Here is a 4,484-nt window from a genome sequence, read left to right on the forward strand (position 1 = left end):
AACATTATTATTAATGCATTGTCTCTCTTAAAATCAACTATTTATATCTCTTTTTTTATCGGGTATCAAAAATAATCGTTTTTTTGAGTGTTACAAAGCACAATTCACGACGCAATTTTGTTGCCTACAGCTAGGTTTCCATGCAACTTTTCAAGCGGTAAAGGCCTTGCTAAGTAAAATCCTTGCACAAAATCAACACCACAATTTTCAATAAATTCAAATTCCTGCTGAGTTTCTACGCCTTCAGCAACGATTTTACAATTAGCTATCTCGCCTAACTTAGTCACCAGTTTATAAATTTCTTTGCCTTTATTCGATTGCGCATCCAACAGCAATGATCTATCTATTTTGACTTTATTAAATGGATACTGCAGCAAATGAGGAAATGAGGCATAGCCAGAGCCAAAGTCATCCATCGCGATAGTTATCTTGCTTTGCTGGAGCTCAGTCATCACCCTAGTTAAGAAGACCTTATCACTTAACATTGCTTCCTCTGTGATTTCTATTTCTATCGATGTGGGCGCAATAGAGTAGTGATCGAGCCTAGACAATAAGTGCGACACAAAATCTGGTTTTTCAATGGAGGCCACCGACACATTTATTGATACTCGTCCTCCTAGCCGTAAATCCATTTTCTGCATATCAGTTAATACTAGCTCAATAACCAGCTTATCCAGCAGGGGCATGGCTTCTAATAATTGGAAGTCTAAAATAAATTCTGGCGAGCATAACTTTCCTTTATCATCAACATAGCGGAGCAGTGCTTCGTAGTTGTATTGCTCTTTATTCTGGATTGACTGTATTTTTTGATAAAACATGACCAGATTGCCTTGCCTTAAAATCTTAGCCATACGCTTTTGTGCCGATGACTGGGTAATATTGTCATGGGTTGAGTCTCTAACACTCCGCAGAACATGATTGAAAATCGAACCTTCTGCGGCGGCATAGCGAGTATTTGGGTCAAGCGATATTAGGTGTTTTCCAACATAGACTAGATAGAAAGGTCGATAAATAAATATACCGACTGTAATGACGAACATTTGCAGAAGCGCGCCATCCAACTGTTCCCCCATTGCAAAGTAGCCACTAAAAATCGGCGGTGTCATCCAGTTCACAATACTAACTACCGGAGATACAACACCCAACGCGATACAGGCATAAACAATCACGAAACTCACCAGCGGCACGAGGATAAACGGGATGATCATAATAGGATTAAACAGAATCGGCAGGCCAAACAATAACACCTCATTGATATTAAACATCACCATAGGTATAGCAACGATAGCCAGCATTCTGTGGTTATACTTTTGGCTAAATATCAGCACGCAGAGCAACAAGCTTATGCAATTACCCGAGCCTCCCATAGACAGAAATGCGTCATAGAAACCTTGGCTAATGATATTCAGTGAGGCCTCTCCCGCCTGCCAAGCCTCAATATTAGCCAGCGAATCCGCATAGATTTGCTGTTTCATTGCAAACAGCATGTTGTGGCCATTGATACCAACGGCACCTAAGATCCCAAGCAATGTTTGATAAATAAGGCCCCCCGCAAAAGTCATAGGATCGAGCCCTACTGATGAAACTAGGTTTTCCAGATAGGAGCCCGTCAATATAACTAGCTGCGAAAGTAACAATGCAAAGATTGAAAAACAGAAAATATGGAAAATATACTTTATTAATCTAGAGGCAAAATCAAACGAGTTAGGGTCTAGAAGACGAACAGGAAAATAGAAGTAGTATAAGTAGGTCGCAATTGCGCTTAACAAGGCCAAAAGTGGATTATTTGGCAATGTATGACTCGTCGAGAAGTCTTGACTTCCTAAAGAGAGAATATAAAAAAGCACTAATGCATAAATAATAAAAATGGCACTAGAGGCATTGGTTTTTTGTGAAAGATAATAGCTCGCTACAACACAGAATGTTGTTGGATAGAGGTTTATCAATATATCAGAGACATAAAACAGTAGCTCTGAGGCACTCGCTATTTCAAGTACTCTAAATGCATGCCCTAACAACATAGCTAACGAGCTTGCTAAGGTTATCGGTAGCAGTAATAGCGCGATAGCAGCAAGGTCTGATAAGTAAAGCTTGGACTCCTTACTCCAATTTAACACTCTCGAAGAGACATAGCGTAAAGTCATTATTTAAAACCTTAGAGGCTCCGCAAAAGTTGCGTAGGGTAGTTCATTTGAAAATATCGGAGTCATGTTCACATGCACTGAGCCGCAAATTAAAGCAGCGACTCGTTAAGGCTTAAAGTTAGCAACAAAAAAACAACGCAAAGACAACTAAAATATCTTAAAAAACAGTGTGTAATTTAAATCTTCATGGCCTTTTCATCAACCTATTTTGGATAAAATATACATTAAAGTTTGCTTGATATTAAAATCGAACCGTAACACCTAGTTTATAGCGTGCCTCTCCCTCAGCACTGAATACCGGGTAGTTATGCTGCAGCTCAGGTTTCACTTCTGCCGAATCGGCTGCAACCCCCAACTGAATACTGTCTTCTGCAAATAAATTCACCACTTCGAAAGAAATGGCGAGCTGCTTAGTGATGTTATAGTGACTGCTGAAATCGACTGTTCCATAAGCTTGATGCTCACGATTACCATAGTAGCCGGGCAATTCACGGATCATGTATTCGCTGCGCCAGTTGTAGGCTAGACGAGCTGAGAAGGCATCCATTTCATAGTAACCCACTAAATTTACCGTGTGTTTAGATGAGTCGGAGAACACACTGACTTGATCTGGGTAATAGCCTGCAGGGGCACTTGAATCTGCAAAGGTATAATTGACAGCGTAACCCAAGCCATTTTCAAAGCCGTTCTGTAGCTGTAACTCAAGCCCCTGGATCTGCCCACCCGAACCATTTTTCTTAGTAGATACAGTCCAGCTATCTTCACCGGAGTCAGGATCGATAATCCCTACACTTTGATCCAATAATTGCTCAGAGGTGATAAATGAGCTGATATCTTTTATAAAATAGGTCGCAGATAACAAGCCTTCTGCAGCGAAATACCACTCAATGCCAAGATCTGCTTGGGTTGCCTTAAAAGGAGTCAATGCAATATTGCCCCTATCAACCACTTCGTTACCTGGAATACCGTCGGCGTAACCTGAAAGGGCAGAGGCTGCAAACATATCGTCATAATTAGGGCGAGAAATGACCTTAGATGCTGAAGCACGAATGATGACATCTGGAGCAAGATCAAATGCAAGATTGATACTAGGTAATAAATCGCTATAACTTGCTGTTAAGGTGCTCAACTCATCGGCGTAAGAACCATCAGGCTTAAGCTGGTAAAAATCAGACTCTGCATCAGTTGATATATAGCGCAGCCCGACATTACCTCTAATACGTTGAGTCGCAAAGTTAGCCATAAGATACAAGGCTAAGTTTTCTTCGTTAATCGTACCGTAACCAGACTTATAGACTTGCCCATCGCTATCAAAATGCGTTATCGCGGCCTTGGCATCATTTAACATTGCGTCGAGAATTGGCCTAGGCAGCGTAAAACCAGCACCAGATGAAACCGTCCCAGAGTAATAAGCCGATGCATTTTTAGCTATGATATCAGGGCTAGCAATTCCCTCGAAGGACTCCTGCTTCACATCATGATTTGCCCAACTCACACCTGTTTTAATTGCCGTTATTGAACCGGCATCGACTGGAAAAGTGATATCAAACTTAAGGTATGTTTCTTCATCCGAATTTGGCTGTTTACGTAGGGACCAAGCTTCAGGAGCCAAGGGACCATTAAAGTCCTCTGCACCAAATGACGGGTTGGCGATGTTAATATCTATCACATCACCGCTAGCATCATAGGTTCCAGCAAAATCACTCGCCTGGCCTAGCCAGAAACCGTAGTTAGCGGTCGTATTAGTTCCACCTGCAGATTTAGTATTCCCTACTAATCCCTCTAAGGTGTAGTCATCGGTTTCATAGGTAAAATCTAAATCATAGGTATTGGAATCCATACTGGCTTCGCGTACCCATGTTTGCGCCCATGCAGGATTGGCATCATCAGCACCACGGCGGTAGAAAATACAAGTTCCAGCCTCATTCCTTTGCTCACAAGCTGCTTCTTTATCATCAGGAAACATAAGAAACAGTGAAGTATTGGCATTGTTTGCTTGCATATCGAGATGCATTACATTTATGCCAAGCTCTAGATTATCTGTTGGGCGGTACTGTAAAACCGCATTAATCGCTGTGCGCTGCCGTTGCTGCTCGAATGTGGTCGGTACGATTTCTCCCCAACCTATGCTGGATTCAATACCATTACGCTGGTAGTGAGTCTTAGCATCGGCAGCCGCAAGCAGGATACCGACACTTTCTTCGTTATTTTTCCAGCTGTATAACCCGGAAAGCTCAGGATCGCTCTCCTCAGAGACGGTGCCATAATCTTGCTTATGGCTGAAAAATAATGAGTTTGCATCCAGATCAAAAGGTTTACGGGTATTGATAATAACGGTCC

At 41.8% G+C, this 4,484-nt stretch carries 2 protein-coding genes; both read right to left on the minus strand.

Annotation, left to right across the window (positions count from 1 at the left end):
- Positions 1–104: 104 nt before the first annotated feature.
- Positions 105–2,144, minus strand: coding sequence for an EAL domain-containing protein (locus K5Q73_RS21115; RefSeq protein ID WP_220765428.1), 2,040 nt, complete (start codon positions 2,142–2,144; stop codon positions 105–107).
- Between the two features lie 241 nt (positions 2,145–2,385).
- Positions 2,386–4,484 (minus strand): TonB-dependent receptor (locus K5Q73_RS21120; RefSeq protein ID WP_220766180.1); only part of this gene is annotated, 2,099 nt, incomplete at its 5' end.

It is taken from the genome of Shewanella sp. MBTL60-112-B2 (assembly GCF_019655055.1).
In the GTDB taxonomy this organism is placed as follows: domain Bacteria; phylum Pseudomonadota; class Gammaproteobacteria; order Enterobacterales; family Shewanellaceae; genus Shewanella.